Source organism: Microbacterium sp. 2FI (assembly GCF_005502885.1).
Taxonomy (GTDB): domain Bacteria; phylum Actinomycetota; class Actinomycetes; order Actinomycetales; family Microbacteriaceae; genus Microbacterium.
In genome coordinates this window covers 34,767-60,330 of the sequence record NZ_SCMR01000016.1, presented here as the reverse complement: position 1 = coordinate 60,330, position 25,564 = coordinate 34,767, and the positions used below count along the sequence as shown (strand labels likewise).

22 protein-coding genes are annotated in these 25,564 nt (G+C 71.4%); 12 read left to right on the top strand and 10 right to left on the bottom strand.

Annotated elements, in window-relative coordinates; translation table 11 throughout:
* Positions 1-292 precede the first annotated feature (292 nt).
* Positions 293-1,333, bottom strand: coding sequence for an aldo/keto reductase (locus tag FFS15_RS13170; RefSeq protein WP_137845496.1), 1,041 nt, complete (start codon positions 1,331-1,333; stop codon positions 293-295).
* Positions 1,334-1,427: 94 nt separating this feature from the next.
* Between FFS15_RS13170 and FFS15_RS13165 the strand changes: the two genes are divergently transcribed.
* The 7 genes from FFS15_RS13165 to FFS15_RS13135 all read left to right on the top strand — a co-directional run bounded on the left by FFS15_RS13165 (position 1,428) and on the right by FFS15_RS13135 (position 9,385).
* Entirely contained in the window at positions 1,428-2,453 is a 1,026-nt protein-coding gene (locus tag FFS15_RS13165; RefSeq protein WP_137845533.1) for a LacI family DNA-binding transcriptional regulator, read from the top strand.
* Positions 2,454-2,512: 59 nt separating this feature from the next.
* Positions 2,513-3,511 (top strand): LacI family DNA-binding transcriptional regulator, encoded by a 999-nt coding sequence (locus FFS15_RS13160; RefSeq protein ID WP_137845495.1) that lies wholly within the window; start codon positions 2,513-2,515, stop codon positions 3,509-3,511.
* 70 nt (positions 3,512-3,581) lie between these two features.
* The gene (locus FFS15_RS13155) at positions 3,582-4,928 is read left to right on the top strand and encodes a Gfo/Idh/MocA family oxidoreductase (protein ID WP_137845494.1); all 1,347 of its coding nucleotides are present in this window, start codon (positions 3,582-3,584) and stop codon (positions 4,926-4,928) included.
* Positions 4,925-5,851, top strand: coding sequence for an NAD(P)-dependent oxidoreductase (locus FFS15_RS13150; protein WP_137845493.1), 927 nt, complete (start codon positions 4,925-4,927; stop codon positions 5,849-5,851). The genes FFS15_RS13155 and FFS15_RS13150 overlap by 4 nt, the downstream gene beginning before the upstream one ends.
* Entirely contained in the window at positions 5,848-6,747 is a 900-nt protein-coding gene (locus tag FFS15_RS13145) for a 5-dehydro-4-deoxyglucarate dehydratase (RefSeq protein ID WP_137845492.1), read from the top strand. The genes FFS15_RS13150 and FFS15_RS13145 overlap by 4 nt, the downstream gene beginning before the upstream one ends.
* Positions 6,744-7,871, top strand: a complete 1,128-nt coding sequence (locus FFS15_RS13140; protein ID WP_137845491.1) for a mandelate racemase/muconate lactonizing enzyme family protein — start codon at positions 6,744-6,746, stop codon at positions 7,869-7,871. The genes FFS15_RS13145 and FFS15_RS13140 overlap by 4 nt, the downstream gene beginning before the upstream one ends.
* A 56-nt stretch (positions 7,872-7,927) precedes the next feature.
* Complete coding sequence (locus FFS15_RS13135; RefSeq protein WP_137845490.1) at positions 7,928-9,385, top strand: aldehyde dehydrogenase (NADP(+)); 1,458 nt, start codon at positions 7,928-7,930, stop codon at positions 9,383-9,385.
* 40 nt (positions 9,386-9,425) lie between these two features.
* On the opposite strand, the gene FFS15_RS13130 is transcribed toward FFS15_RS13135, so the two are convergent.
* On the bottom strand, positions 9,426-10,550 hold the full coding sequence (locus FFS15_RS13130; RefSeq protein WP_137845489.1) for a glycerate kinase: 1,125 nt from the start codon (positions 10,548-10,550) through the stop codon (positions 9,426-9,428).
* Between the two features lie 55 nt (positions 10,551-10,605).
* The gene (locus FFS15_RS13125; protein ID WP_137845532.1) at positions 10,606-11,616 is read right to left on the bottom strand and encodes a LacI family DNA-binding transcriptional regulator; all 1,011 of its coding nucleotides are present in this window, start codon (positions 11,614-11,616) and stop codon (positions 10,606-10,608) included.
* Positions 11,617-11,783: 167 nt separating this feature from the next.
* On the opposite strand from FFS15_RS13125, the gene galT reads away from it, so the two are divergent.
* The 3 genes from galT to FFS15_RS13110 all read left to right on the top strand — a co-directional run bounded on the left by galT (position 11,784) and on the right by FFS15_RS13110 (position 15,151).
* Entirely contained in the window at positions 11,784-12,947 is a 1,164-nt protein-coding gene (gene galT / locus FFS15_RS13120) for a galactose-1-phosphate uridylyltransferase (protein ID WP_137845531.1), read from the top strand.
* Positions 12,944-14,143: a galactokinase gene (galK, locus tag FFS15_RS13115; protein ID WP_137845488.1), complete on the top strand. Its 1,200-nt coding sequence runs from the start codon at positions 12,944-12,946 to the stop codon at positions 14,141-14,143. Before galT ends, galK begins: the two co-directional genes overlap by 4 nt.
* Positions 14,144-14,317: 174 nt before the next feature.
* Positions 14,318-15,151 (top strand): alpha/beta hydrolase, encoded by an 834-nt coding sequence (locus FFS15_RS13110; protein ID WP_137845487.1) that lies wholly within the window; start codon positions 14,318-14,320, stop codon positions 15,149-15,151.
* 113 nt (positions 15,152-15,264) lie between these two features.
* On the opposite strand, the gene FFS15_RS13105 is transcribed toward FFS15_RS13110, so the two are convergent.
* Genes FFS15_RS13105 through FFS15_RS13095 form a run of 3 tightly spaced genes read right to left on the bottom strand, consistent with a single transcriptional unit; the run spans position 15,265 to position 19,637 of the window.
* On the bottom strand, positions 15,265-17,541 hold the full coding sequence (locus FFS15_RS13105; protein WP_137845486.1) for a glycoside hydrolase family 3 C-terminal domain-containing protein: 2,277 nt from the start codon (positions 17,539-17,541) through the stop codon (positions 15,265-15,267).
* Positions 17,542-17,580: 39 nt separating this feature from the next.
* A complete protein-coding gene (locus FFS15_RS13100) occupies positions 17,581-18,342 on the bottom strand; it encodes a phosphatase PAP2 family protein (RefSeq protein WP_137845485.1) in 762 nt (253 codons plus the stop codon).
* Positions 18,339-19,637 carry an MFS transporter gene (locus FFS15_RS13095; RefSeq protein WP_137845484.1) on the bottom strand — a complete coding sequence of 433 codons (1,299 nt, stop codon included), beginning with the start codon at positions 19,635-19,637 and terminating at the stop codon, positions 18,339-18,341. The genes FFS15_RS13100 and FFS15_RS13095 overlap by 4 nt, the downstream gene beginning before the upstream one ends.
* 110 nt (positions 19,638-19,747) lie before the next feature.
* On the opposite strand from FFS15_RS13095, the gene FFS15_RS13090 reads away from it, so the two are divergent.
* Both FFS15_RS13090 and FFS15_RS13085 read left to right on the top strand, forming a co-directional pair.
* Positions 19,748-20,377, top strand: coding sequence for a TetR/AcrR family transcriptional regulator (locus FFS15_RS13090; protein ID WP_137845483.1), 630 nt, complete (start codon positions 19,748-19,750; stop codon positions 20,375-20,377).
* Entirely contained in the window at positions 20,374-21,882 is a 1,509-nt protein-coding gene (locus tag FFS15_RS13085) for a carboxylesterase family protein (protein ID WP_137845482.1), read from the top strand. Before FFS15_RS13090 ends, FFS15_RS13085 begins: the two co-directional genes overlap by 4 nt.
* A 31-nt stretch (positions 21,883-21,913) precedes the next feature.
* Here FFS15_RS13085 and FFS15_RS13080 read toward each other — a convergent pair whose 3' ends face one another.
* The 4 genes from FFS15_RS13080 to FFS15_RS13065 form a co-directional block, all read right to left on the bottom strand.
* Positions 21,914-22,900, bottom strand: a complete 987-nt coding sequence (locus FFS15_RS13080) for an LLM class F420-dependent oxidoreductase (protein WP_137845481.1) — start codon at positions 22,898-22,900, stop codon at positions 21,914-21,916.
* 98 nt (positions 22,901-22,998) lie between these two features.
* Entirely contained in the window at positions 22,999-23,961 is a 963-nt protein-coding gene (locus FFS15_RS13075) for a site-specific DNA-methyltransferase (RefSeq protein ID WP_137845480.1), read from the bottom strand.
* Complete coding sequence (locus FFS15_RS13070) at positions 23,958-25,007, bottom strand: biotin/lipoate A/B protein ligase family protein (RefSeq protein ID WP_137845479.1); 1,050 nt, start codon at positions 25,005-25,007, stop codon at positions 23,958-23,960. The genes FFS15_RS13075 and FFS15_RS13070 overlap by 4 nt, the downstream gene beginning before the upstream one ends.
* 66 nt (positions 25,008-25,073) lie before the next feature.
* A complete protein-coding gene (locus tag FFS15_RS13065; RefSeq protein WP_137845478.1) occupies positions 25,074-25,400 on the bottom strand; it encodes a hypothetical protein in 327 nt (108 codons plus the stop codon).
* Between the last annotated feature and the right edge of the window lie 164 nt (positions 25,401-25,564).

Below are 25,564 nucleotides of genomic sequence, written 5' to 3'. Positions count from 1 at the left end.
GCGTTCCTTCGCCTGGAGTGCTCCGTCTCGGGCGCCGAGGCGACACAGAATGTCGTCTGACCGCCGTCGGCGTGCGATCTGCGTCGTCTCGCGGCCAGTTGTGGGCGGAGCAGGAGCGGACCGATCGTGTTCAGGATTCAGTCTCGGCTCGTCGGGCAGAAGGACTCCGTCGCGGAATTCCACGCCTCGGCTCCGCCCCACCCGCGGGCAGACTGAATTGTGAACGGTGTGACGCGCTGGCGGGGTCAGGCCGGGAGAAGGGCGTCGCGGCAACCCGCCGTCCCTCCCACCCTCAGAACAGTCCCGCGCCGGACTCCGCGCCCAGGCCCTCGAGCGCCGCGAGCACGGCGTCGTCGAGTACTGCCGTGCTCGCGCCGATCGCCTCGTCGATCTGCTCGGGGCGCGACGCGCCGATGATGGCCGAGGTGACGGCGGGATGCCGCAACACCCACGCCACCGCCAGCGCCGGGATCGAGAGGCCGGCCCTGTCGGCCACCTCCTTGATCCCGCGGATGCGGGTGAGGTAGTCGTCGGTGAGCGCCGACCCGTCGAGGTACCAACTGTCAGCCGCGCGCGATCCGGCCGGGACCTCGCCCGAGAGGTACTTGCCCGTCAGAAGACCCTGGGCGAGCGGCGAGAACACCGCACTGCCGATGCCGCGCTCGAGCAGCGTGTCGAAGAGCGCGCCCTCGGGGTGGCGGGCGAACAGCGAGTACCGCGGCTGGTGCAGCAGCAGCTTCACGCTCTGACCGGCGAGCAGATCCGCCATCGCCGCCGTGTCTTCGGCCGAGTAGTTCGAGATGCCGGCGTACAGCGCCTTGCCGCTGCGCACGATGTCGGCGAGCGCCTGAGCGGTCTCCTCGAGCGGAGTCTCGGGGTCGCGCCGGTGCGAGTAGAACACGTCGACGTAGTCGGTGCCCATGCGCGTGAGGCTCTGCTCGAGCGAGCGGAACAGGTACTTGCGCGAGCCGCCATCGCCGTACGGACCGGGCCACATGTCGTACCCGGCCTTGGTCGCGATGAACAGCTCGTCGCGGTAGGGCGCGAGGTCGCGCGCGAGGATCCCGCCGAAGGTCTTCTCGGCCGCGCCGTATGGGGGGCCGTAGTTGTTGGCGAGGTCGAACTGGGTGATTCCCCGGTCGAACGCGTGCAGCACGATCTCGCGCTGCCGGTCGGCCGGGCGATTGCGCCCGAAGTTCTGCCACAGCCCCAGCGAGATGCTCGGCAACAGCACACCGCTGTGCCCCGCCCGGCGGTACGAGACATCGGAGTAGCGGCCCGGAGCGGCAGCGTAGGCGGTATCGAGACGGTGGTCGTCGGCGTCGAGCGGCATAGAGATCTCCTCGATCTGGACGTGAGTGGGAAAACGTTTCCCATCCTAGGACCGGAAACCGTCCTCAGGGCTTAGACTCAGCGCTGTGAGCGAGATGCACGCGCCTGCCCGAGGCGCCGCAACACTACACGATGTCGCACGCGAGGCCGGGGTTTCTCTGGCCACCGCGTCCCGCGTCTTGAACGGGTCCACCCGCAAGGTCGCGGAGAGCTACCGAGAGCGCGTCGAAGCCGCCGCAGAGAAGCTCGGCTATACCGCGAACCTCTCCGCTCAGGCCACTGCGCGCGGAGCCTCGGCCATCGTCGCGCTCCTGGTCGCCGACATAGCCGACCCCTACTTCGGCCAGATCGCATCCGGCGTCGCCCGCGGCGCCGACGAAGCCGGCCTCGTCGTCACGATCGCGATCACCGAGCGCGATCCACAGCGCGAGGTGAAGCTCGTTCGAGCCCTCCGCGGCCAGCGTCCGCGAGGACTCATCCTCGCGGCATCGCGTGTGGACGGACCGGATGCCGCAGGCCTCCAGTCCGAGATCGAGTCGTTCCAGGCGATGGGCGGGCGCGTCGTCGCTCTCGGCCCCGTGGGGGCCGGCATCCGATCCGTCACCGTCGACAACCGCGGCGGCTCCGAGGCCCTCGGCGAGCAGGTCGCCGCCCTCGGCTACCGCGACGCTGTGATCGTCGGCGCCGATGAGGGCATCCGCACCTCCGACGACCGCATCGCCGGGTTCACCGCCGGGTTCGCCGCCGGAGGCGGAACGGTGCAGGACGTCCGCCGCGGCGGCTTCACGCGCGATGCGGGCTACGACATCGCGCAGCAGATCCTCGCCGACGGCGTCTCGCCGGGCACGCTGATCTTCGGCATCAGCGACGTCGTCGCGATCGGCGTCATGTCGGCGATCCGCGACGCCGGACGCTCGGTGGGCAGCGACCTCGCCGTCGCGGGCTTCGACGACATCGCGACCGGCCGCGACATCCGCCCCGGACTCACCACCGTGCGGGTGCCGCTCGAAGACCTGGGGTACCGCGCTCTGCACGCCGCGCTCGAGCCGGAGTGGGATGCGTCCGAGCCCCCGCTCGCCCTCGACGTGGTCGTGCGCGGCAGCACTCCGCCGCGCGGCTGACCTCGAGGAAGCGTTTCCTCGCGCGCTAGGCTGACCGCAGCCGACGTGAAGGAAGCCGCATGCCTCGACCCCCCAAGGGCGTCACGATCGCCGACGTCGCCGCGCGTGCCGGCGTTTCGCTGTCGACGGTCTCGCGCGCGCTGAACGGCAACACGACGGTCGACCCCGCCCTCGCGGAGCGCGTCCGCACAGCCGCCGCCGACCTGCAGTACACCGCGAGCCCGCTGGCGCGCAGCCTCGTGCTCGGGCGCACTCAGACGATCGCCGTCGTCGTCCCCGATCTCGGCAACCCGACCTTCCAGGCGATCCTCCGCGGCCTCAGCCGCGCCGCGGCGGCCGACGGCTATCACGTGCTCATCGCCGACTCGGCCGAGTCGGTCGACGAGGAGCGCATCCTCGCCGTCGAGACCCGCCGCCGCGCCGACGGCGTGATCCTGTGCGCGCCCCGCATGCCGCAGGACGAGCTCGATGCGCTCGTCTCAGGGCTCGGTCCGGTGGTGCTGGTGAACCGGAGCGCGGGGCCCGGCATCCCCTCCGTCCGAGCCGACTACCGCGCCGCACTCGCGGCCGAGCTCGCACACCTCTACGACCACGGCCATCGGCGCTTCGTGTATCTGTCGGGCATCGCCCGCAGCGTCGCGAATGCCGCGCGGCTCGAGGCGATCGCGGCGTTCCGGGCACAGCATCCCGAAGCCGACGTCGCAGAGCTCCCCGGCGGAGTCGACTTCGACAGCGGTGCGGCCGCGGCCGACGCCGTCCTCGAGTCGGGGGCGACAGCCGCCCTCGCCTTCAACGACCTGGTCGCGATGGGGCTGCTGAGCACGGTGCAGGCGAAGGGATGCCGCGTGCCCGACGATCTGTCGATCATGGGGTTCGACGACATCCCGTTCGCCCGCTACACGACCCCTCCGCTGACGACGGCGGCGGTGCCGGCGGCCGAGCTCGGCGCTCGCGCGTGGACCGCGATGCGAGGGCTGCTCGAGGGCGACGAGCCTGCACCCCCGGTCGCCCTCCGCCCCGAACTCGCGGTGCGCGGGTCGAGCGGCCCTGCTCACTGAACACCATCCCGGCGAGCGCTTTCCCACACCAATCGTGCTATCGTGAGAAAACGTTTCCTGAAGGAGTGAGATGAGCCACCGCCGGTACGCCGTCGTCGGGACGGGTGTCCGTTCGCACATGTACATCCATGCGATCACCGACACCTACGCCGATGTCGCGGTGCTCGCCGCGATCTGCGAGCCCAACCCCGTCCGCGCGCAGTACGCGGTCGACCTCGTCACGGCATCCGGTGCCGCAGCCCCCGTCGTCTATGCCCCCGACGACCTGGAGGAGATGATCCGAATCGAGCGGATCGACCGGGTGATCGTGTGCGCCCGCGACGATCTGCATGCGGAGCTCATCGTGCGTTCCCTGGATGCCGGTGCCGATGTCGTGGTCGAGAAGCCGCTCACGATCGACGGGCCCTCCGCGGCCGCGATCGAGGACGCGATCGACCGCACCGGGCGCGAGGTCGTGATCACGTTCAACTACCGCTACTCGCCGCGGAACTCGGCGCTGCGCCAGGTCATCCAGGACGGCGCGATCGGGCAGGTCACCTCGATCGACTTCCAGTGGGTGCTGGACACCAAGCACGGCGCGGACTACTTCCGTCGCTGGCACCGCGAGAAGGAGCACTCCGGAGGCCTCTTGGTCCACAAGGCCAGCCACCACTTCGACCTCGTGAACTGGTGGATCCGCTCCACGCCCCGCCGCGTCTACGCGTCGGGCGGGCTCCGGTTCTACGGGGCCGACAACGCCGCCGCCCGCGGCATCCAAGGTCGCCCTGCCCGCGGCACCCACGACGGGGCCGATGCCTTCGAGCTCGATCTGCGTCACGACGAGCGTCTGAAGGCCCTCTACCTCGACGCCGAGCAGCACGACGGGTACCTCCGCGACCGCGATGTCTTCTCGGGCGGCATCACGATCGAGGACAACCTCGCCCTGGTCGTCGACTACGCCTCCGGCGCGACGCTGTCATACTCGCTCAACGCACACGCCCCGTGGGAGGGGTACCGGGTCGCTGTGAACGGCACCCTCGGCCGCGCCGAACTCGAGGTCGTCGAACGCGGCGCGGTCCTTGAGGACGAAGGCCTGCACCCCGTGCTCGACCCCAGCGCCGTCGACGCCGGCTCATCGGGGTCGCTGCGCCCCGAAGGCGAACGACTCCTCGTTCAGCGCCACTGGGAGGCAGCCTTCGAGGTCCCGATCGAGAACCGCGCCGGCGGACACGGCGGCGGCGACGCGATCCTCCTCGCCGACGTCTTCGAAGGCCCGGGAGAAGACCCCCTCGCACGGCCCGCCGACTGGCGCGACGGCGTGCAGTCCATCGCCGTCGGCATCGCCGGCAACCGCTCCCTCGCGACCGGGCTCCCCGTGCTGGTCGCCGACCTCGGCATCCGCTTCCTCGAAGCCGACCCGGCCGCAGCACTCGCATGACCCGCATCGCCGTCACGGGAGGTGCCGGCCGCCTCGGCCGGAGCCTCGTCGCGGGGCTCGCCGGCGCGGGTCACGAGCTCATCTCACTCGACCGGTCGATCTCTGACGCGCCCGAGCTCGCGGGTACCGAGCAGCTCGCGGTGGACCTGACCGATGCGGATGCCACCGCCCACGCCGTCGCGGGCGCCCGCGCCGATGCGCTCATCCACCTCGCGGCGATCGCGGTGCCGTTCAGCGCCCCCGAAGACGTGATCCTGCGGACGAACGCCGCACTCGCGCTCAACGTGCTGTCGGCGGGGGTTGCGGCCGGCATCCCCAAGATCGTGACGGCGTCGAGCCCGACGGTGCTCGGCTACGGCGCACCCGCCGGGTGGCTGCCCGACCGCTTCCCCCTCGACGAGGACACCGTGCCGAAGCCGTGGAACGCCTACGGGCTGTCGAAGCACCTCGCCGAGCAGACCATCGCGATGCTCGCGCGCCAGACCGGCGACGCGACGCGGTTCGCAGCCTTCCGCCCCTGCTACGTCATCGCCCCCGAGGAGTGGGCGGGCGCCCCGACGCAGCAGGGACACACGGTGCGCGAACGCCTCGACGATCCGGCGCTGTCGGCCCCGGCCCTGTTCAACTACGTCGACGCCCGCGATGTCGCGACCTTCGTCGACGTGCTGCTGGCGGCCCTCCCCGGCATCCCCAACGCCGAGGTCTTCTTCGTCGGCGCCGATGACGCGCTCGCCCGCGAGCCCCTCGCCGACCTCATGCCGCAGTTCGTGCCCGGGTCGGGCGACCTCGCCGCGGTGCTCACCGGCACCTCCCCCGCGTTCTCCAACGCCAAGGCCCGCCGCATGCTCGGCTGGCGGCCCGCGCACTCGTGGCGCGACCATCCCGCTCTCACCGCTCCGACCCGAAAGGACGTGCTGGCATGAACTTCGACGGCATCCTCTTCTTCCCGGTGACGCCGTTCGACGCCGACGGCCGCATCGACGACGACCTGCTGCGCCGGCATGTCTCGACCACACTCGCCCATGCGCCGGGCGGCGTCTTCCCGGCGTGCGGCACGGGCGAATTCCATGCGCTCTCAGCAGACGAGATCGTGCACGTCGTCTCGCTCGCGACCGAGGCCGTCGGCGGGCGCGTGCCCGTCGTGGCCGGCACCGGCGGATCGCTCGGCCAGGCGACCGCGCTCGCGCGCGCGGCTGCGGATGCCGGAGCCGACGCCCTGCTCGTGCTGCCGCCGTACCTCGTCGGTGGTCCTCAGGCAGGGCTCGTCGCCTACGTCGAGGCGGTGGCCGCGGCATCCGATCTCCCCGTCGTGATCTACCACCGCGGCACCGCGCAGTACTCCGTCGATTCGGTGCGCCGCCTCGCGCGCAATCCGAAGGTCGTGGGCTTCAAGGACGGCGTCGGCGACGTCGGTCTCGCCCAGCAGATCGTGCGGGCGGTGGCCGAGGAGGGCCGCGACGACTTCGCGTTCTTCAACGGGCTGCTCACCGCCGAGCTCACCCAGGGCGCGTACCGGGGCATCGGCATCCCCCTGTATTCGTCCGCAGCCTTCGCGATGATCCCCGAAGTCGCGAACGCGTACTACCGCGCGTACGTCGACGGCGACGAGGTGCGCCGCGCGGCCCTGCTCGACGGCTTCTACTCGCCGCTGGTGCGCCTGCGCGACGAGACGCCCGGGTTCGGCGTCTCGCTCATCAAGGCAGGGCTCCGCCTCGGCGGGCTGCCTGTCGGCTCGGTGCGCGCGCCGCTGGTCGACCCGACGCCGGCGCAGGAGGAGCGCCTCGCCGAGATCCTCGCCGCGGGGCGCGCGCTGCTGTGACCACGATCGCCTCGCTCGACGCGCGCCTGCTGCGCGTGCCGCTCACGCGCCCGTGGGCGGCAGAGGTCACCTCGGTCGGCGTGATCGCCACGCACGTGGTGCGCTCGGACGGCGCCGAAGGCTGGGGCTTCTCGTGGACCCCGCAGATCGGCGCCGAGGCGGTGCACGCGCTGCTGGTCAACGACATCGCGGCGGCCGCCGTGCGCGGGCCGGCGGCACCCGGCGAGCAGTGGCGGTCGCTCTGGCAGCACCTTCACGAGGGGGGCGGCGGGGGCATCACGACGATCGCGCTGGCGGGTCTCGACCTGGCGCTGTGGGATGCCGAGGCCCGCGCGGCCGGTACGTCGCTGAGCGGCTTCCTCGGTGCACAACGCGAGAGCGTGAAGGCATACGGCAGTGGTGTGAACCTGCACTACACGCCGGACGAGCTCGTCGACCAGGTGCAGCGGTGGGTCGACAGCGGCTTCGACGCCGTCAAGGTCAAGGTCGGAATGCCCGACGTCGCGGAAGACCTCGAGCGTCTGCAGGCCGTTCGCGCGGTGCTCGGGCCCGATCGGGCGCTCATGATCGACGCCAACCAGCGGTGGGACCTCGACCGTGCGACACGCTCGCTCGAGGTGCTCGCGGCGGTGTCCCCCGCCTGGATCGAAGAGCCGCTGCGCGCCGACGACCTGTTCGGGCACGGCGAACTCGCGCGCCGGCTCGCCGCCTCGAGCGGCATCCCGATCGCCGTCGGCGAGAACCTCCACAACGTCTACCGCTTCGACGACTTCCTCCGCACCGGCGCCGCGCAGATCGTGCAGCCCAACGTCGTGCGCGTCGGCGGCATCACCCCGTTCCTCGGGATCGCCGCGATCGCCGCCGAGTACGGCGCTGCGGTGCACCCGCACCTGCTGCCCGAGCTCTCGGGCCAGCTCGCCCTGTGCCTGCGATCGGCGCCCGGCGTCGCCGAGCCCATGGCCGAGGACGTGGAGGATGCCGGCTTCGGCAGCCTCGGCGCACTCGACGCCCCGTCGCCGGTCGTCATCTCCGACGGTCGACTGACCGAGGTACCGCACCTCGGCCTCGGCATCCGCTTCGCCCTCTCTCCGATAGTCGCCGAAACGACGCATACTGCACTCTGAAGACGCCCCCAGCGACACTCCGCGTCGCCTCGACCCCGAACCCCGAAGGACCGCCCATGAACACCACCACCGCTGAACTCGATGGGCTCGCTGTAGCGGCGGCAGCGGCAGCACCCGTGTGGCGCGCGTCTTCGGCGTCCCAGCGTGCGAGCTGGCTGCGCGCGGCAGCCGACGGGCTCGAGGCCCACATCGACGAGCTCGTCGGGATCGCCGACGAAGAGACCCGCCTCGGCGAGGTCCGACTGCGCGGCGAGGTCGGCCGCACGACCGGGCAGCTGCGCCTGTTCGCCGCGGCGGTCGAAGAGGGCTCGTACCTCGAGCTCACGATCGACGACGCCGACCCGTCGGCGACTCCGCCGCGGCCCGAGCTGCGACGCACGCTCACGGGGGTCGGGCCGGTCGCGGTGTTCTCGGCCTCGAACTTCCCGTTCGCATTCTCGGTCGCCGGCGGCGACACCGCCTCGGCGCTCGCGGCCGGCAACCCCGTGATCGTCAAGGCCCACTCGGGCCACCCGCGGCTGTCGCGGCGCACGGCCGACGTCGTCGCCGCGGCCCTCGAAGCCGCCGGAGCACCTGCCGGCTCGCTCGCCCTCGTCGAGGGACGCGAGGCGGGGAACCTGCTGGTGCGGCATCCGGTCATCCAAGCCGCCGGCTTCACCGGCTCGCTGGGCGGCGGTCGCGCGCTGTTCGATCTCGCGTCAGGCCGCCCCGACCCCATCCCGTTCTACGGCGAGCTCGGTTCGGTGAACCCGGTCGTGGTGACGGATGCTGCGCTCGCAGCCCGCGGCGAGGCACTCGCGCAGGGGCTGGTGGGTTCGTTCACGCTCGGCGTCGGACAGTTCTGCACCAAGCCCGGCGTGGTCTTCGTGCCGGCGGGTGGGGGCTTCGAAGAGCTCGTCGCCGGCTTCGCCGCGGGGGCGACCGGCGGCCCGCTGCTCACCGACCGGATCACCGACGCGTTCCCCGCGGGCATCGCGCACCTCGAGGCCGACCCGTCGGTCGCGGTCGTGGCGCGCGGGGCTGCGGGCGGCACGGACGCTGCCCAGCCGATCGTGCTCTCGACGGATGCCGCGGCCGTCGCCGCACGGCCCGAAACGCTGCTGGAGGAGTGCTTCGGACCGGTGACGCTGCTCGTGCGGTACTCATCGCGCGACGAGCTGCTCGCCGCCCTCGAGGCGGTGCCCGGGTCGCTGACGGCGACGCTGCACTCCGAGCCCGGCGACGACGTGGCGGCGGCACTCGCGGTGCTCGAGCGCAAGGCCGGTCGCGTGCTCTTCGCGGGCTGGCCGACCGGTGTCGCGGTCACGTGGTCGCAGCACCACGGCGGGCCGTGGCCGGCGACGACGTCGCTGCACACGTCGGTGGGGGCTTCCGCTATCCGGAGGTTCCTGCGGCCGATCGTGTTCCAGGACGCCCCGGTCGAGTTGCTGCCGCCGCAGTTGCGCGACGACGCCCTGGCAGGCCTGCCGCACCGCCGCAACGGCGTGCTGCGGGTTCCCCAGCCCGGTCGCTGAGCGAGCGAAGCGAGACGGCGCGGGCGCCGCGCGGCCTCGCTCAGGGACCCAGTCGCTGAGCGAGCACGGCCCCGGCCTCGACGAGCCACCGCGCGGAGTCCGTCATCGCGGCCTCGCCCGACCCCGCGAGCGCGGTGAGCGACGCCGTCGCGGCGAACCCCGAAACGTCGGCGTCGGCGGCGATGCGCCCCGCGACGAGTCCGACCGGCACCCCGGCAGCAGCAGCGACCGCGCCCACGTGTGCGGGCACCTTGCCCGCCGCCGACTGCCCGTCGAACGACCCTTCGCCGGTGAGGACGACGGATGCCGACGCCACCGCCTCCGCCAGGCCCACGAGCTCGGCGACCGCGCCTGATCCGGGGACGAGGTCTGCGCCCCACGCGAGCAGGGCGAACCCGACACCGCCTGCCGCCCCCGTACCCGGCGTCGTCGGATCAGCAGGCACCAGCCCCGTGAGCCGAGCGAGGCCGGCATCCAGCATCGCGACGTCGTCCGGACTCGCACCCTTCTGCGGGCCGAACACCGCGGCGGCGCCGCGCGCACCGAGCAGCGGGTTGGTCACATCGCTGAGCACGGTCACGCCGCCGCGCGGCAGCGCGGGCATTGCCGACAGATCCGCCGCGGCGACATCTGCCAGGCCCCGCCCGCCGTCCGCGATCGGCCGGCCATCGGCATCCGCGAATCGTCCGCCGAGCGCCGTCAGCATGCCGACCCCGCCGTCGGTGGACGCACTCGAGCCGATGCCGAGCACGAGCTGCGAGACGCCGTGAGCGAGGGTCGCCGCGATCGCCTCGCCGAATCCTCGAGTATGCGCGTCGAGTGCACGCAGTCGCGGTGGGGTGCCGAGCAGCTCGATGCCGCTCGTGCTGGCGAGCTCGACGACGCCGATGCCGTCGGGGGCGGCGGCCGTCGGGGGCAGCAGCAGCCAGGACGCCTCGACCGGCGTGCCCTCCGGCCCCGTGACGGTGACCGGCATGCGCCGCGCGCCGGGCACCGCGGTCGCGAACGCATCGAGCGTGCCCTCGCCGCCGTCGGCCATCGGCCGCAGCGTCACGGCGTCGCCCCGTCGCACGCGCCGCCATCCCTCGGCGAGGGCCGAGGCCGCGGCGGCCGCGCCGATCGTGCCCTTGAAGGAATCGGGGGCGATCACGACGGTGTGCACCATGGGGACATTCTCCTCGCGTCAGCGTCGAGCAGGGAAATGGGAAGGCGCTATCCGTTCATGCTATCGCGGCGTGATCGCGCCGTGATCGCGCCGTGCTCTCGCGCAGCACGAGCGCGGTCGGCACGACCTGGAACTCGGCAGGGCCGCCCTCGATCGCCGCCACCAGCGCCGCGACGGCGAGCTCGCCGAGACGATCGAAATCCTGCCGCACGGTGGTCAGCGGCGGGCGGTAGTCGGCGGCATCCGCGATGTCGTCGAACCCGACCATGCTGACATCGTCGGGCACAGCGCGCCCTGCGTCGGCGAACGCGCGGATCGCACCCAGCGCGCTCTGGTCGTTGGCGGCGAACACGGCGGTCACATCGGGGTCGGCGACGAACGGCGCGACCACGACGCGGGCGGATGCCGCCGTCCAGTCGCCCCGCACGGGCTCGGGCGCCGCGATGCCGGCGGTTGCAAGCGCCTCGCGCCAGCCGCGCTCGCGCTCCGCCGAAGCGAACGACTCCGCGGGGCCGGCGAGGTGGTGCACGACCGCGTGCCCGAGGGCGAGCAGATGCTCGGTGGCTTCGCGGGCGCCCGCCGCGTGATCGGACTGCACGACGCCGAAGCCGCCCCGTGCGCTCATCTCGGGCGGCGAGTCCACGACGATGAGCCGGAGCCCGCCGGGCACCGGCGCATCGCGCACGGCGGCAGTCGCTTCGTTGAGCACGACGACGCCGTCGACACCCTGCTCAGAGAGCCGCTCGAACGCCGCGCCGACACCGGCACCGCCTCCCTCGTCGCCGAGCGTCACGACCGTGAGCGCGTAGCCGCGGGATGCCGCGGCCCCCGCCACCGCCTGCAGCATGCGCGAGTTGCCGACGGTCGCCAGCGTCGAGACGAGCAGTCCGATGGTCTGGGTGCGTCCGGTGCGCAGCGCCCGCGCCGCGCGATGCGGCCGGTAGCCGAGCTCGGTCATGGCGGCTTCGACCCGCGCGCGGGTGACGGGGTCCACCCGCGGGCTCTCGTTGAGGACGCGCGAGACCGTCTGGCCCGAGACGCCGGCGAGGGCTGCGACATCCGCCATCGACACGCGGCGCCGCGGCCTGCTCACTCCCGCAGAATCGTCCACGCGCACCCCTCTCGATCGCCCGCTCGCCAGATGTTCATGATTCAGGAAACCTCGGCCGTGTTGACGATAACATGACTGATTGCTACCGTGTTGCCGTGAGCCAACCTGAATTCCGAACGGCAATGGCGCCCGCTGTCACCCTCGGCGCGGGCGTCGTCAAGCGCTCGACCCGCCTCGCCGACGGCCGCGAGCTGATCTACTTCGACGATCCGGGCACCTCCCTCGGTGCCGACCGTGGCATCGACGCCCGTGAGGCGAGCACGCGGCCGCCGACCGCGACGATGCGCCGCGACGTACTCACCGGCGACTGGGTGTCGGTCGCCGCCGCGCGCCAGAACCGCGCGTTCCTGCCGCCGGCCGAACTCGACCCGCTCGCCCCGCAGACCCCGACGAACCCGTCCGAGATCCCGTCGCGCTACGACGTCGCCGTCTTCGAGAACAAGTCCCCGTCGTTCGGTCCCGCGCTCGCCGTGGCGCACGGCGACGCTCCCGCGGGCGACGACGCCCCGCAGAGCCTCAGCGACCTCGACGCCCCCGGCCTCGGCCGCACCCGCACGAGCGTCGGCCGCTGCGAGGTCGTCTGCTTCAGCCCCGAGCACGAAGGCTCGTTCGGCACGCAGACGCCCACGCGCGCCCGCACCGTGATCGAGGCGTGGGCCGACCGCACCGCAGCACTTTCGGCGCTCCCGGGCGTCGAGCAGGTCTTCCCGTTCGAGAACCGCGGCGAGGCGATCGGCGTGACACTCGCCCACCCCCACGGCCAGATCTACGCCTACCCCTACATCACACCGCGCACGCGCAGCCTTCTCGCCTCGATCGACCGCGAGGGCGACGACCTCTTCGCGCGCATCCTCGACGCCGAGCGCGCGTCCGAGCGCGTCATCCTCACGGGCGAGCACTGGACTGCCTTCGTGCCGTTCGCCGCACGGTGGCCGCTCGAAGTGCACCTCCTTCCCCACCGCCACGTCGCCGACTTCGCCGAGACGACGGATGCCGAGCGCGACGAGCTCGCACCGCTCTACCTCCGGCTCCTCCGCGGCGTCGACGCGCTGTACGACAGCCCCACGCCCTACATCGCGGCCTGGCATCAGGCGCCGGTGAACCGCGGTCGCGACACCGTACGACTGCACCTGCAGCTCACCTCCCCGCGCCGCGCCGCCGACAAGCTCAAGTTCCTCGCCGGGTCCGAGGCCGCGATGGGCGCGTGGATCGGCGACGTCCCCCCCGAAGACGCCGCCGCGCGCCTGCGCGCCGCCGTCGAATCCATCCCGGAGGTCACCCTGTGAGCACCCCCCTTCACCCGACGGCGGATGCCGCATCCCGTCTCTTCGGAGGCCACTTCGGCGCCGAGCCGGAGGGCACCTGGTCGGCCCCCGGCCGCGTGAACCTCATCGGCGAGCACACCGACTACAACGACGGCTTCGTGCTGCCGTTCGCGATCCAGCACCGCACGCACGTCGCGCTCGGCCTGCAGGTCGCGGAGCGACGAAGCATCCGCGTCGTCTCGACGTTCGATGCGGGTGCCGTCGAGGTCCCCCTCGACGAGCTCGACGACCTCTTCCCCTCCCGCCGCGACGAGATCGTCGAGTGGGCGCGGTATCCGCTGGGGGTCGCGTGGGCGCTGTTGCACGCAGCGGGGCGGGATACGGCATCCGTCACCGGCGTCGATCTCGCGTTCGCCGCCGACGTACCGGTCGGCGCGGGGCTCTCGTCGTCGGCGGCGATCGAGGGTGCCACGGCGACCGCGCTCGACGAGGTCTGGAACCTCGACCTCGACCCGGTGACGCTCGCCCAGGTCGGTCGCCGCGCCGAGAACGAGGCCGTCGGCGCCCCGACCGGGATCATGGACCAGATGGCGTCGATGCTCGGCCGCACGGATGCCGCGACCTTCCTCGACTGCCGCTCGCTCGAGGCGAACGTCATCGACCTCGGGTTCGCCGCGGCGGGCCTCGAACTCGTGGTCATCGACACCGGCGTGAAGCACTCGCACGCGACCGGCGGGTACGGCGAACGCCGTTCGGCATGCGAGCGCGGCGCCGCGATCATGGGCGTGCCGGCGCTGCGCGATGTGTCGATCGACGACCTCGCGCGCGCCGCCGAGCTGATGGACGACGTCACCTTCCGTCGGGTCCGCCACGTCGTCACCGAGAACCAGCGCGTGCTCGACACGGTGCGCACCGTCCGCGAGCAGGGGCCGACCGCGATCGGCGACCTGCTGGTCGCATCGCATGCCTCGATGCGCGACGACTTCGAGATCTCGGTGCCCGAGCTCGACACCGCCGTCGAGGCGGCACTGGCGGCAGGAGCAGTCGGGGCGCGCATGACCGGCGGCGGCTTCGGCGGCGCGGCGATCGCGCTCGTCCGCCGCGCCGATGTCGAGAAGGTGACGGATGCCGTGAACGCCGCCTTCGCGGCATCCGGGTTCTCCGCCCCCACGATCTTCACCGTGACCCCGTCCGCCGGAGCCCACCGAGACGCCTGACCCCTTCTCTCCTCCGACCGTTTACGGACGGGACACGCCGCGGCGCCCGATCGCGGACACGGCGTGTCTCGTCCGTAAACGGTGAGAGTCGGGGGCGGGGAGCACTGGCGGCGAAGGATGCTGCGGCCTACCGTCGGAGGTGGGCGTGGACGATCCCGCCCAGAAGGAGCGACCGTGGCGTACATCACCGTCGGCACCGAGAACTCGGCCGACATCGACCTCTTCTACACCGACCAGGGTTCGGGGCAGCCCGTCGTGCTGATCCACGGCTTTCCGCTGAACGGCGAGTCGTGGGGCAAGCAGCAGGCGGCGCTGCTGGATGCCGGCTACCGCGTCATCGCGTACGACCGCCGCGGCTTCGGCGCCTCGAGCAAGGCCGGATCGGGGTACGACTACGACACCTTCGCGGCCGACCTCCACGCGCTCGTCGAAGAGCTCGATCTGCGCGACGCCGTGCTCGTCGGCTTCTCGATGGGCACCGGCGAGATCGCCCGCTACCTGTCGCGCTACGGCAGCGGGCGCGTTGCGAAGGCGGCGTTCCTCGGTTCTCTCGAGCCGTTCCTGCTCAAGACCGACGACAACCCCGGAGGCGCGGGTCCGCAGGACTTCTTCGACGGCATCGCCGCGGCGGTGCGCGACGACCGGTACGCGTTCGTCACCGGGTTCTTCCAGGACTTCTACAACCTCGACGACACGCTCGGCTCGCGCATCTCGCAGGCCGCGGTCGACGCGAGTGTGCAGGTCGCGAACCAGGCCGGCAACACCGCCATCGCGGCGGCACCGCTGACCTGGCCGACCGACTTCCGTGGCGACATCCCGGCGATCGACGTTCCGGCCCTGATCCTGCACGGCACGGCCGACAACATCCTGCCGATCGACGTCACGGCGCGGAGGTTCCGGGAGCTCCTCCCCGACGCGACCTACGTCGAGATCGAGGGCGCGCCCCACGGCCTGCTGTGGACCCACGGCGCCGAGGTCAACGAGGCGCTGCTGGCGTTCCTGCGCTGACCCAGCCCCTCCACCCAGCCCGCCCACCCCGGCCCTGGGGCCGTTTACGGACGGAACACGCCGCGGCGGGAGGTTCCCCCCGCGGCGTGTCTCGTCCGTAGCCGATCAGGCGATCAGGCGTTCGCCATCGCGATGAGCTGATCGATCTGCTCGGCCGAGAAGTCGGGCCCTGCGATCATGCCGATGCGGCCGATCGGGAACGAACCCATCATCGCCATCATGTCGACGCCCTCGGGCATGATCGACGCGGCACCGTCCATCGTGCTCATCATCTGCGCCATCGCGCCCTGCACGATGGGGCCGGCGACCGGGTGCGCGAACACCTCGGCGAGCGACGACTCGCGGCTGAGCGGCGTCGCGACCGCGTCGCCTTCGACCGCCACGATCACCGTCGAGCGCAGGTCGCGGCTCGAGGCTGCGACCGCGATCGTGTAGTCGCCGCCCTCGACCACCCATTCCTGGGCGCGCACGTTCCAGTACGCCAGGTCTTCGCGGCGCACCGTCAGCACGACCTCGCGGCTCTCGCCCGCGGCGAGCGCGACGCTCGCGAAGGTCTTCAGCTCGCGCACCGCGCGCTGCACGGCAGAACCCGGCAGCGACGTGTAGACCTGCACGACCTCGCGGCCGTCACGGTCGCCGGTGTTGGTCACGGTGACGCGCACCTCGATGTCGCCTGCGGGGGTGACGGATGCCGCCGCCTCGCCGTACGCGAAGCTCGTGTAGCTGAGCCCGTGCCCGAACGGGTACGCGACCTCGAGCTCACGCGCGTCGAACCAGCGGTAGCCGACGAACAGGCCCTCGCCGTAGCGGACGCGACCCTCGGAGCCGCCGAAGTCGAGGAACGCGGCGGTGTCCTGCAGGCGCAGCGGGATGGTCTCGGTGAGCTTGGCCGAGGGGTTGACGGCTCCGTAGAGCACGTCGGCGGTCGCGGCGCCGCCGGCCTGGCCGAGCAGCCAGCCCTCGAGGATCGCCGGCACGCGGTCGGCGAAGGGCAGCGCCACGACGCTGCCGTTGGAGAGGACGACGACGGTGTTCGGGTTGACGGCGAGAACTGCGTCGAGGAGCTCGAGCTGCACGGCGGGCAGGTCGATGTGCTCGCGGTCGTAGCCCTCCGACTCGGCTGCGGCGGGCAGCCCGAGGAAGACGACGGCGACATCCTGCGCTGCCGCGAGCTCGACGGCCGCGGCGCGGAGGTCGGCGGCATCCGCCGTGTCCTTCGCGCTGATCGTGAAGCCCTGGGCGTACCCGACCTTGTCGGAACCGGCGACGGCGACGATCTCATCGAGAGCGTTGTCGAGACGGGTCGGGTTGATCATCGACGAGCCGGCACCCTGGAAGCGCGGGCTCTGCGCGAACGCGCCGATGACGGCGACCGACGACGACGCCGCAAGGGGAAGGATGCCGCCCTCGTTGCGCAGCAGCACGATCGAGCGGCCGGCGGCCTCACGCGCGAGCGCGTGGTGGGCGTCCACGTCGAGCGGGCCCGTGATCGAACCAGCACCGGCCTCGGCCTTCCGCACGAGGTCGAGCACGCGCCCGGCGGCTACATCGACGACACTCTCATCGAGCGAGCCGTCCTGCACCGCGGCGACGATCTGCGCATCGGTGGTGCCGTTCGACGTCGGCATCTCGAGGTCCATGCCGGCGGCAAGGCCCGTCACGCGCTCGTTGACCGCGCCCCAGTCCGAGACGACGAGACCCTCGAAGCCCCACTCGTCGCGCAGCACCTGCGTGAGCAGCCACGGGTCTTCCGAGGCGTACACGCCGTTGATGCGGTTGTACGAGCACATCACGGTCCAGGGCTGGGCGTCTTCGACCACGCGCTGGAAGCCGCGCAGGTAGATCTCGCGCAGCGGCCGCTCGTCGACCTCGCTCGAGGCTCGCATGCGGTCGTGCTCCTGGTTGTTCGCCGCGAAGTGCTTGAGCGAGGTGCCCACGCCCTTCGACTGGATGCCGCGCACGATCGCCGCACCGAGAACGCCCGAGACGATCGGGTCTTCCGAGAGGTACTCGAAGTTGCGGCCGCACAGCGGCGACCGCTTGATGTTGATGCCGGGGCCGAGGAGCACCGCGACGTCCTCGATCGCGGTCTCGGTGCCGAGCGCCTCGCCGACACGCTCGATGAGGTCGGCATCCCACGACGAGCCGATGCCGGCCGCGGGCGGGAAGCACGTCGCCGGCACGCTGTCGCCGAGGCCGAGGTGATCGCCGCCCTCGCGCTGCTTGCGGAGGCCGTGCGGGCCGTCGGTCACCATCACGGCGGGGATGCCGGCGCGCTCGATGGCCTTGGTCTTCCAGAAGCTGCCGCCGCTGGTGAGCGAGGCCTTCTCTTCGAGGGTCAGGTCGGCGACGGTCACGGCGGTGCGTACGTCGATGAGGGTGTCGGTCATGGGTGATCCTTTCGTGGAATCAGGGGTCGAGGTCGAGGGTCAGGGGCGGGCGCGGCGGTGGAGGAACCACACGGGGCGGTCGTGGTCGCGCTGCAGCCAGGGCCAGAAGGCCCACCACATCAGCAGCACACCGGCTGCTCCCGCGGCGACGCCGAAGAAGGCGTCCGAAAGCCAGTGGGCGTTGATGAGCGTGCGCTGCCACATCATGCCGACCATGATGAACGCGCCGATGATCCACCACGTCGTCCGCAGCGCGGCACGACGGGCCGGAATGAGCGCGGCGATGATGAAGACGACGGCGCCCGCGGCCACGGCATGCCCCGAGGGGAACGAGCCGTGGTCGACCCGGAACAGCGGACCGAACAGCTCGAGGGCCTCGTCGACGGCCGGGCGGGGCCGGTCGACCAGGTTCTTCATGCCCTGCGAGTAGAGCCCCAGCGACACCATGCACGCCGCGAAGACGAACACGGCCGAGCGCCAGCGCCCCACAGCGACAAGGCCGAGGGGCAGCAGGATCACCATGAACAGCGCGCCGGGCGCCTCGCCGAGGTACTGGAAGAACATCGGCAGGAACCAGGTGTGGCTGCCGCCGTCGGGGGCGGCTCCGACGACCCGGCGCCACCAGTCGTCGACCGGCTGCGTGAACGGTCCGTCGACGTGGAGCGCGACCAGCACGCCCATGAGCGCGAAGGCGGCGAGCAGCACCAGAGCCCACACGAGGAGCACCCGCGGGCGGCGGGCCTCCGGCGCTGCGGTGCCGGCATCCGTCCCGATGCTCGTCGTGACCTCCGACGCCATCATCGGCTCGCCTTGATCGGCCACACGGCGAACGCGCCGAGGATGCTGAGCACGATGCCGACCGGGAAGAGACCGACGTAGCCGAAGGTGAGGACGATCGCTCCCGCGACCGCCGGCGCCAGCGTCTGCGGCAGGGTCGCCGCGATGTTGACGACGCCGAGGTCCTTCGCGAACGACTTCGCCGACGGCAGGACCTGGCTCATGAGCGCGGTGTCGACGGCCTGGAACATGCCGAATCCGAAGCCGGAGATGAAGGTCATCAGCATCCACGCCTCGATAGTGGGCGAGACCATCGGGATGATCATCGCGAGCCCCACGAACACCGACGAGCCGAAGACGAACGGCTTGCGGCGTCCGACCTTGTCGGAGAGGGGGCCGGAGATGATCGTCGAGATCAGGATGCCGACGAGGCTCAGGAGTCCGAGCACCGGGATCACCTTCTCGGGCTCTTCGACGCCGAGATAGTCGGTGAGGATGAAGAGTTGATAGCCGGTGACCGCGAAGTACCCGGTGTAGAGCAGGAGGCGCCCGGTGAAGGCCCAGAAGAAGTCGGGGTGCTTGACCGGGTTGACCCAGAACGTGCGCAGGAAGTCGGCCAGCCGGAAGGGCTCGGGCTCGAGTTCGGTGCTGGAGTAGTCGGGGTTGAGGACCACGAACAGCGACAGGATGACGAGCGAGAATACGGCGAAGATCACGTAGCCGACGGCGATGGAGTGGAAGAACATCGACCCGACGATCGAGCCGCCGAGGGCTCCGACCATGAGACCGATGCCCGAGACCGCGGCGAAGAGCCCGCGGCGCGACACCGGCACCCGGTCGGGCATGACGGCGCTGAGCGGACCCTGCGCGAAGTTGTACGAGATCTGGACGAGGGTCCAGGCGATCGTGATGCCGACGAGCGAGTCCGCGAAAGCGAGACCGGTGAGCGCCAGGCCGCCGGCGAGCGCGCCGAGGACGATCCAGGGGGCGCGGCGGCCGAAGCGCGAGCGGGTGCGGTCGGAGATCTGACCGGCGATCGGCTGGGCGAGGATCGAGGCGAACGACCCGATCGTCATCACGATCAGCAGGTTCACGACCTTGTTGGCGGGGTCGAGCTCGGTGATCTGGGCGGGGAGGAGGATGCCCGGCACCGCGCCCCAGATGAGGAAGATGCCGATGTTGGCGGGGATGATCGACCACAGCAGGCGCCGGACGCCCTTGATCGGGGCGGGGGGATCGTCGTTTCCTGCGGCCTCGTGGATGAATTCGAGGTCTGCCTGCTCTGCGGCAGGAGCGAGTGGTTCTGACGGCGTTGTCATGTGCTCCGGATCCTTCATCGGGTGGGGATGACGCTCTGCGGCGAGCGCCTGAGCAAAACCATACGACACTCGGTTTTGGAATTGCAAGCGTTGTTCGGTTTACTGTCCCTATGGCAGAGAGCCGCACGGGACGCAGAGGTTCCTACGCGAAGGGCGTTGCGAAACGCGAAGAGATCCTCGAGCGCGCGCTGGAGGTGATCGCACGCGAGGGGTACCGGGGAGCCTCCGTGAAGGAGCTCGCCGACGCGGTGGGCCTGAGCCAAGCAGGACTCCTCCACTACTTCGACAGCAAGGAAGAGCTCTTCACCGCGATCATGCGCAAGCGCGACGAGGTCGATCTCGCGCACTTCGCGCCGACGATCATCGAGACGCCGTCGGTGGCTGAGCTGCGGGAAGGCTACGTCGGCGTCATCCGCCACAACAGCGATGTGCCCGGGCTCGTGCAGCTGTACTCGCAGATGGCGGTCGACGCCGCCGATCCCCAGCATCCGGCCCATGAGTTCTTCCTCGAGCGCGGCGCGAACCTGCGCGGAATGTTCGCCTCTGCCCTCGCCGCCCACAGCGCATCGGGCGAGATCAGCGACCGCGCCGATCCCGAGACCCTCGCCCGGATCTTCCAGGCCGTCGCCGACGGCCTGCAGCTGCAATGGATGCTCGAGCCAGACGTCGACATGGCCGGCATCGTCGCCGATCTCTTCGACCTGCTCACGCAGCCCCGCTCCGACAGGACACCCGAATGAACACCGCCGTCGCCGTCGAGGCCCCCGTCGTCACGATCGCCCCCGGACGCGTGCGGGGGGTGTGGCGCGGCACGCCCGGAACCCCCGACGCATCGGCGGCGTTCCTCGGCATCCCGTTCGCGCAGCCGCCTGTCGGCGCCCTCCGGTTCGCCGCGCCCGTGGCGCCGGAACCCTGGGCCGGAATCCACGAGGCAGTGGAGTACGGCGCGACCCCGCAGCGCGGCGACACCGGGATCACCCTCATCCCCGAGCCGTCGGTGGCGGGCGAATCGACGCTCAACGTCAACGTGTTCACGCCGGCGCCGGGGGCGGTCGATGCCGCGCTCCCGGTGCTCGTGTACATCCACGGCGGCGGCTACACCTCGGGATCCCCGGCGAGCCCCTGGTACGACGGCCGATCCTTCAACCGCGACGGCGTCGTGACGGTCTCGGTCTCGTATCGCCTCGGCTTCGACGGCTTCGGGCACATCCCCGGCGCGCCCTCCAACCGGGGCGTCCGCGACTGGCTCGCCGCCCTCGAGTGGGTGCGCGAGAACATCGCCGCGTTCGGCGGGGATCCCGATCGGGTCACGATCGCCGGCCAGTCCGCGGGCGGCGGGGCCGTGCTCACGCTCCTCGGGATGCCGGCCGCGCAGCACCTGTTCCGCGCGGTGTGGTCGCTCTCGGGCGCTCTCGCCGACATCTCGCCCGAGCGTGCACGCACGTTCAGCGCCCGGATCGCCCACCTCGCCGGCGTCGAGGCGACCCGCGACGGATTCGCCTCGGTGCCGGAGGATCGCCTCCGCGAACTGCAGGAGAAGGCGGCATCAGCGGGCGGCAACCCCTTGGCCGGCATCCGCTCCTTCCTCGAAGAGGGCCTCCCCTGGGGACCGACGATCGACGGCGACCTCATCGCGCGACCCACGCTCGACTCGCTCCGCGCCGGCGTCGGCGCCGACAAGCACCTCGTGCTCGGCGCGACCGACGACGAGTTCACGATGATCACCGACGGCGCGAAGGGGAAGCTCCGCTTCGTTCCGATCTCGCTCGCGCTCCGCCCGATGGGAATGGACCGCGAGACGCGGAAGGCCTACCTCGAAGCCAACGGCGAACAGCGCGCGAAGGGAACGGCGGCCATGCTCGGCCGGTTCATGACCGACAGGATGTTCCGGAGCGCGGTCGTGCGCATCGCCGACATCCGGGCTGCGCGTGGCGGGGATCCCGAGACCTGGGCGTACCGCTTCTCGTGGAGCTCGCCGAAGATGGGGTGGGCCGCGCACTGCCTCGACGTGCCGTTCTGGTTCGACTGCCTCGACGCCGACGGCGTCACGACGATCACCGGCGACGCCCCGCCGCCCGCGCTCGCGGCAGCGGTGCACGGCTCGGCCGTCGCGTTCGTGCGCGACGGCGACCCCGGATGGGCGTCGTGGTCGGGTGCGCCGGGCACGGCACGCGTGTTCGGAGGCGATGCGGCCCTGCCCGAGGTGTCGGCCGACGCCTACCGGAGCGTGCTGGCGCTGGTCTGAGCGGGTGTTCGCCGCCGTGTGACGGTGGCGATCAGCCCAGTGCGGCGATCACCTCGCGCTCGAACAGCTGCACGCCCGAGCGGTCGTAGGCCGCCTCGGGGAAGTAGTGGATCGCGTACGCGATGCCGTGGCGCTCGCGCTCGGCGAGCCGCTCGACCACCTGCTCGACAGAGCCGAACGCGGGCGATGCGAGGTACTCGGCCTCCATCGCGTCGGCGCGCTGCTGACCGATGTGGGGCAGCATCCGCGCCTTGACCGCCGCGAGGCGGTCGACGGCCTCAGCCTCGGTCTCGCCCACGATCGTGTTGAAGTTGGACGAGCGCGTGATCGAGCCGAAGTCGCGGCCGAAGCGCTCGCAGTGCCCGCGCAGCACGTCGCTCTTGTGGTCGATCTCGTCGAGGGTGCCGGTGAAGTTCGTGTACGCGGCGTACTCGGCCGCGATCTTCAGCGTCACCTTCTCGCCGCCGCCGGCGATCCACATCGGGATGCCGCCCTCCTGCAGCGGCAACGGCCGCACGATCGCGCCGTCGACCTGGTGGTGCTTGCCGGCGAGCGTTGCGGTGCCGGTGGTCCAGGCCTGGCGCATGATCTCGACGCCCTCGCGCAGCATCCCGAGGCGGTCGGGAATGGCGGGGAACCCGTAGCCGTAGGCGTTCCACTCGTGCTCGTACCAGCCGCCGCCGATGCCCATCTCCGTGCGCCCGCCCGAAATCGCGTCGACCGTCGCCGCGACCTTCGCGAGGTAGGCCGGGTTCCGGTAACCCATGCACGTGCACATCTGACCGAGGCGGATGCGACTCGTGGATGCCGCGAACGCCGCCATCAGCGTCCACGCCTCGTGGGTGGCCTCGTCGCTGGGCACCGGGGTCGTGTGGAAGTGGTCGTACACCCACAGCGACTCCCACGGACCTTCATCGGCCTGTTGGGCGAGGGTGGCCATCACCCGCCACTGGTCGGCCGGGTCGATGCCGACGAGGTCGAATCGCCAGCCCTGGGGGATGAAGGTTCCGAAGCGCATGCACCCAGCCTAGAAGCGACACCGTTTACGGACGGGACACGCCGCCTCGTGATAGACCGCGCACGGCGTGTCTCGGCCGTAATCGGTACGGGGGGGGGTCAGACGACGACGGCGTGCGGCATCCGCTCGCGCATCACCGCGATCGCCTCGGGGTTTGCGTCGACGAGCACCGCGTCGCGCCCGAGCGCCGAGGCCACGGCACCGGTCGTGCCGCTGCCGGCGAAGAAGTCGAGCACGCGGTCGCCCGGCCGGCTCGAGGCCTGCACGATCCGACGCAGGATCCCCTCGGGCTTCTGGGTCGGGTAGCCGGTCTTCTCGCGCCCGGTCGTCGGAACGATCGTGTGCCACCAGACGTCGGTGGGGAGCTTGCCGCGCGCGGCCTTCTCGGGCGTGACGAGTCCGGGGGCCATGTACGGCTCGCGGTCGACCGCGTCGGAGTCGAACCAGTACCGGTCGGGATCCTTCACGTAGACCAGGATCGTGTCGTGCTTGGTCGGCCACCGCCGCCGCGTCTTGGCGCCGTAGTCGTACGCCCAGATCAGCTCGTTGAGGAAGCACCGGCGCCCGAACAGCGCGTCGAGCAGCACCTTCGCGTAGTGCGCCTCGCGGTAGTCGAGGTGCACGTACAGCGTGCCGTCGTCGGCGAGCAGCCGCCACGCCTCTTCGAGCCGCGGCTCGAGGAACCCCCAGTAGTCGTCGAACCGGTCGTCGTACGCGCGCAGATCGCCCCGCAGCCGCTCGTACTCGCGCCCGTGGAACCCACGCCGGACGACGTTTGCGGGCGCGTCCGGTGCAGAATTCAGTTCGGATGCGTCGCGCTCAAGCGGGTGGTCGCGTGTTTCCGCAGGCTCAGCGGCCTCGGCAAAATGCTCGGACTGAATCCCGAACGCCGAGCGCGCCGTCTCGACCGCCTTGCCCTGCATCCGGCCCGTGTTGAACGGCGGGTCGAGATAGATCAGGGTGAACGACCCGTCGGCGAAGCCGGCGACCACCGCGAGGTTGTCGCCGTGGTGGATCTCGACGCTGCCCGGGACGCTGCCCGTGGCGACGTCTTCGGTCACGGCACCCTGCGCAGCCACGCGTCGGTGGCGAACTTGGCTTCGACGAGGGCCTCCGCCTCGGCATACTCCTCGGCGGTGATGGTGCCCGGAACCGCGCCGTACAGCCGCGTGAAGGTCTCGATGAACCGCTCGATGATCGCGTCGCGCGAGAGCCCCGTCTGCCGGCGCAGCGGGTCGACGCGCTTGGCTGCCGAGACGGTGCCCTTGTCGCTGAGCTTCTCGCGCCCGATGCGCAGCACCTCGGTCATCATCTGACCGTCCATGTCGTAGCTCAGGGTCGCGTGATGCAGCACGCCGCCGTTGGCGAGGCGCTTCTGCGCGGCACCGCCGATCTTGCCCTGCGGCGAGGCGATGTCGTTGAGCGGCTGATAGGTCGCCTCGATGCCGAGCGAGCGCAGCGCCTGGAGCACCCAGTCGTCGAGGAAGGCGTACGAGTCGGCGAAGGTGAGGCCTGCGACGAGGGATGCCGGCACATAGAGCGAATACGTGACGATCGAGTTCGCAGCCATGAGCATCGCGCCGCCGCCCGAGATGCGCCGGACGACGTCGAAGCCGTGGCGCTCGGCGCCCTCGGGGTCGACCTCGTTGCGCAGCGACTGGAACGACCCGATCACGACGGCCGACTCGTCCCATTCCCACAGCCGCAGCGTGGGGCGTCGGCGGCCGTCTCCGACGCGCGTCGTCAGCACCTCGTCGAGCGCGAGGTTCATGCGCGGCGACACCGGCTTCTCGTGGACGATCTCCCAGTCGAAGTCGCGCCAGCCGGGGGCGGTGACCAGGGCCCGCCGCACGGCGGTGCCGACCGCTTCGGGCGTGAAGCCGAGCAGCTGCGCCCCCTCGGGGAGCGCCGCCCGCACGGCGGCTGCGATCGCCGTGACGTCGGACTCGATCGGGAGGCCGTTGACCGCGGCGTCGATGTCGTCGAGCGCCGAGTCGGGCTCGAGGAAGAAATCGCCCGCGAGGTGGAAATCGGCGATGCGGCCGCCGCGCTCTTCGAGGTCGACGACGACGAGCTTTCCGCCGGGCACCTTGTATTCGCCGTGCATGGGCTCCAGCCTATGGGGCGGGCCCGAAGCACGGGCTCGGGCGCGGCGCCCGAGCCCGCCGACGACTCAGTTGATGCCGGGGATGATGAGCCAGCGGTTGGCGAGCACGAGCCACAGCACGAGCACGACGATGCCGACGATCGGCAGCGTGATGCCGGTGCGGCCGCGCATCACGAGGCCGATGATGAGGACGATGATCGTCGCGACGCCGAGGACGACCGCCCCGAACGGGATGCCGGTGACGAACAGCGACAGCAGGAGGAGCGCGGCGACGATGATCTCGATGACGCCGAGCACGGTATTGCCCTTGCCGCGCAGGCGCAGGATGCCGTCGACGAGGGCGATGACGCCGCCGATGATGGCGAGGAGGAGGAGCCAGCTGAGGGTGATCAAGGTGGGGGGACCTTTCCAGACGGACGGATGCCGCAGCACAATGCCGCGGCCGGGTCAGCCTACCGACGGGGGGTCGTCCGGCTCAGATCCTGCCCGGGGCTGGACGACAGGCCTCGATCCCTGCTAATGGGCAGACGAGAGGACGGCGGGAAGGGAGCCCGCCG

What these genes read in the sequence shown, in the direction of transcription:
- FFS15_RS13145 (WP_137845492.1), top strand. Translation starts at nt 5,848, where the DNA reads ATGAACTTCGACGGCATCCTCTTCTTCCCGGTGACGCCGTTCGACGCC.
- FFS15_RS13095 (WP_137845484.1), bottom strand. Translation starts at nt 19,637, where the DNA reads ATGACAACGCCGTCAGAACCACTCGCTCCTGCCGCAGAGCAGGCAGAC.
- FFS15_RS13085 (WP_137845482.1), top strand. Translation starts at nt 20,374, where the DNA reads ATGAACACCGCCGTCGCCGTCGAGGCCCCCGTCGTCACGATCGCCCCC.
- FFS15_RS13070 (WP_137845479.1), bottom strand. Translation starts at nt 25,007, where the DNA reads ATGCACGGCGAATACAAGGTGCCCGGCGGAAAGCTCGTCGTCGTCGAC.
- FFS15_RS13155 (WP_137845494.1), top strand. Translation starts at nt 3,582, where the DNA reads ATGAGCCACCGCCGGTACGCCGTCGTCGGGACGGGTGTCCGTTCGCAC.
- galT (WP_137845531.1), top strand. Translation starts at nt 11,784, where the DNA reads ATGGCGCCCGCTGTCACCCTCGGCGCGGGCGTCGTCAAGCGCTCGACC.
- FFS15_RS13090 (WP_137845483.1), top strand. Translation starts at nt 19,748, where the DNA reads ATGGCAGAGAGCCGCACGGGACGCAGAGGTTCCTACGCGAAGGGCGTT.
- FFS15_RS13105 (WP_137845486.1), bottom strand. Translation starts at nt 17,541, where the DNA reads ATGACCGACACCCTCATCGACGTACGCACCGCCGTGACCGTCGCCGAC.
- FFS15_RS13130 (WP_137845489.1), bottom strand. Translation starts at nt 10,550, where the DNA reads ATGGTGCACACCGTCGTGATCGCCCCCGATTCCTTCAAGGGCACGATC.
- FFS15_RS13160 (WP_137845495.1), top strand. Translation starts at nt 2,513, where the DNA reads ATGCCTCGACCCCCCAAGGGCGTCACGATCGCCGACGTCGCCGCGCGT.
- FFS15_RS13125 (WP_137845532.1), bottom strand. Translation starts at nt 11,616, where the DNA reads ATGGCGGATGTCGCAGCCCTCGCCGGCGTCTCGGGCCAGACGGTCTCG.
- FFS15_RS13150 (WP_137845493.1), top strand. Translation starts at nt 4,925, where the DNA reads ATGACCCGCATCGCCGTCACGGGAGGTGCCGGCCGCCTCGGCCGGAGC.
- FFS15_RS13165 (WP_137845533.1), top strand. Translation starts at nt 1,428, where the DNA reads ATGCACGCGCCTGCCCGAGGCGCCGCAACACTACACGATGTCGCACGC.
- FFS15_RS13100 (WP_137845485.1), bottom strand. Translation starts at nt 18,342, where the DNA reads ATGATGGCGTCGGAGGTCACGACGAGCATCGGGACGGATGCCGGCACC.
- FFS15_RS13080 (WP_137845481.1), bottom strand. Translation starts at nt 22,900, where the DNA reads ATGCGCTTCGGAACCTTCATCCCCCAGGGCTGGCGATTCGACCTCGTC.
- FFS15_RS13135 (WP_137845490.1), top strand. Translation starts at nt 7,928, where the DNA reads ATGAACACCACCACCGCTGAACTCGATGGGCTCGCTGTAGCGGCGGCA.
- FFS15_RS13170 (WP_137845496.1), bottom strand. Translation starts at nt 1,333, where the DNA reads ATGCCGCTCGACGCCGACGACCACCGTCTCGATACCGCCTACGCTGCC.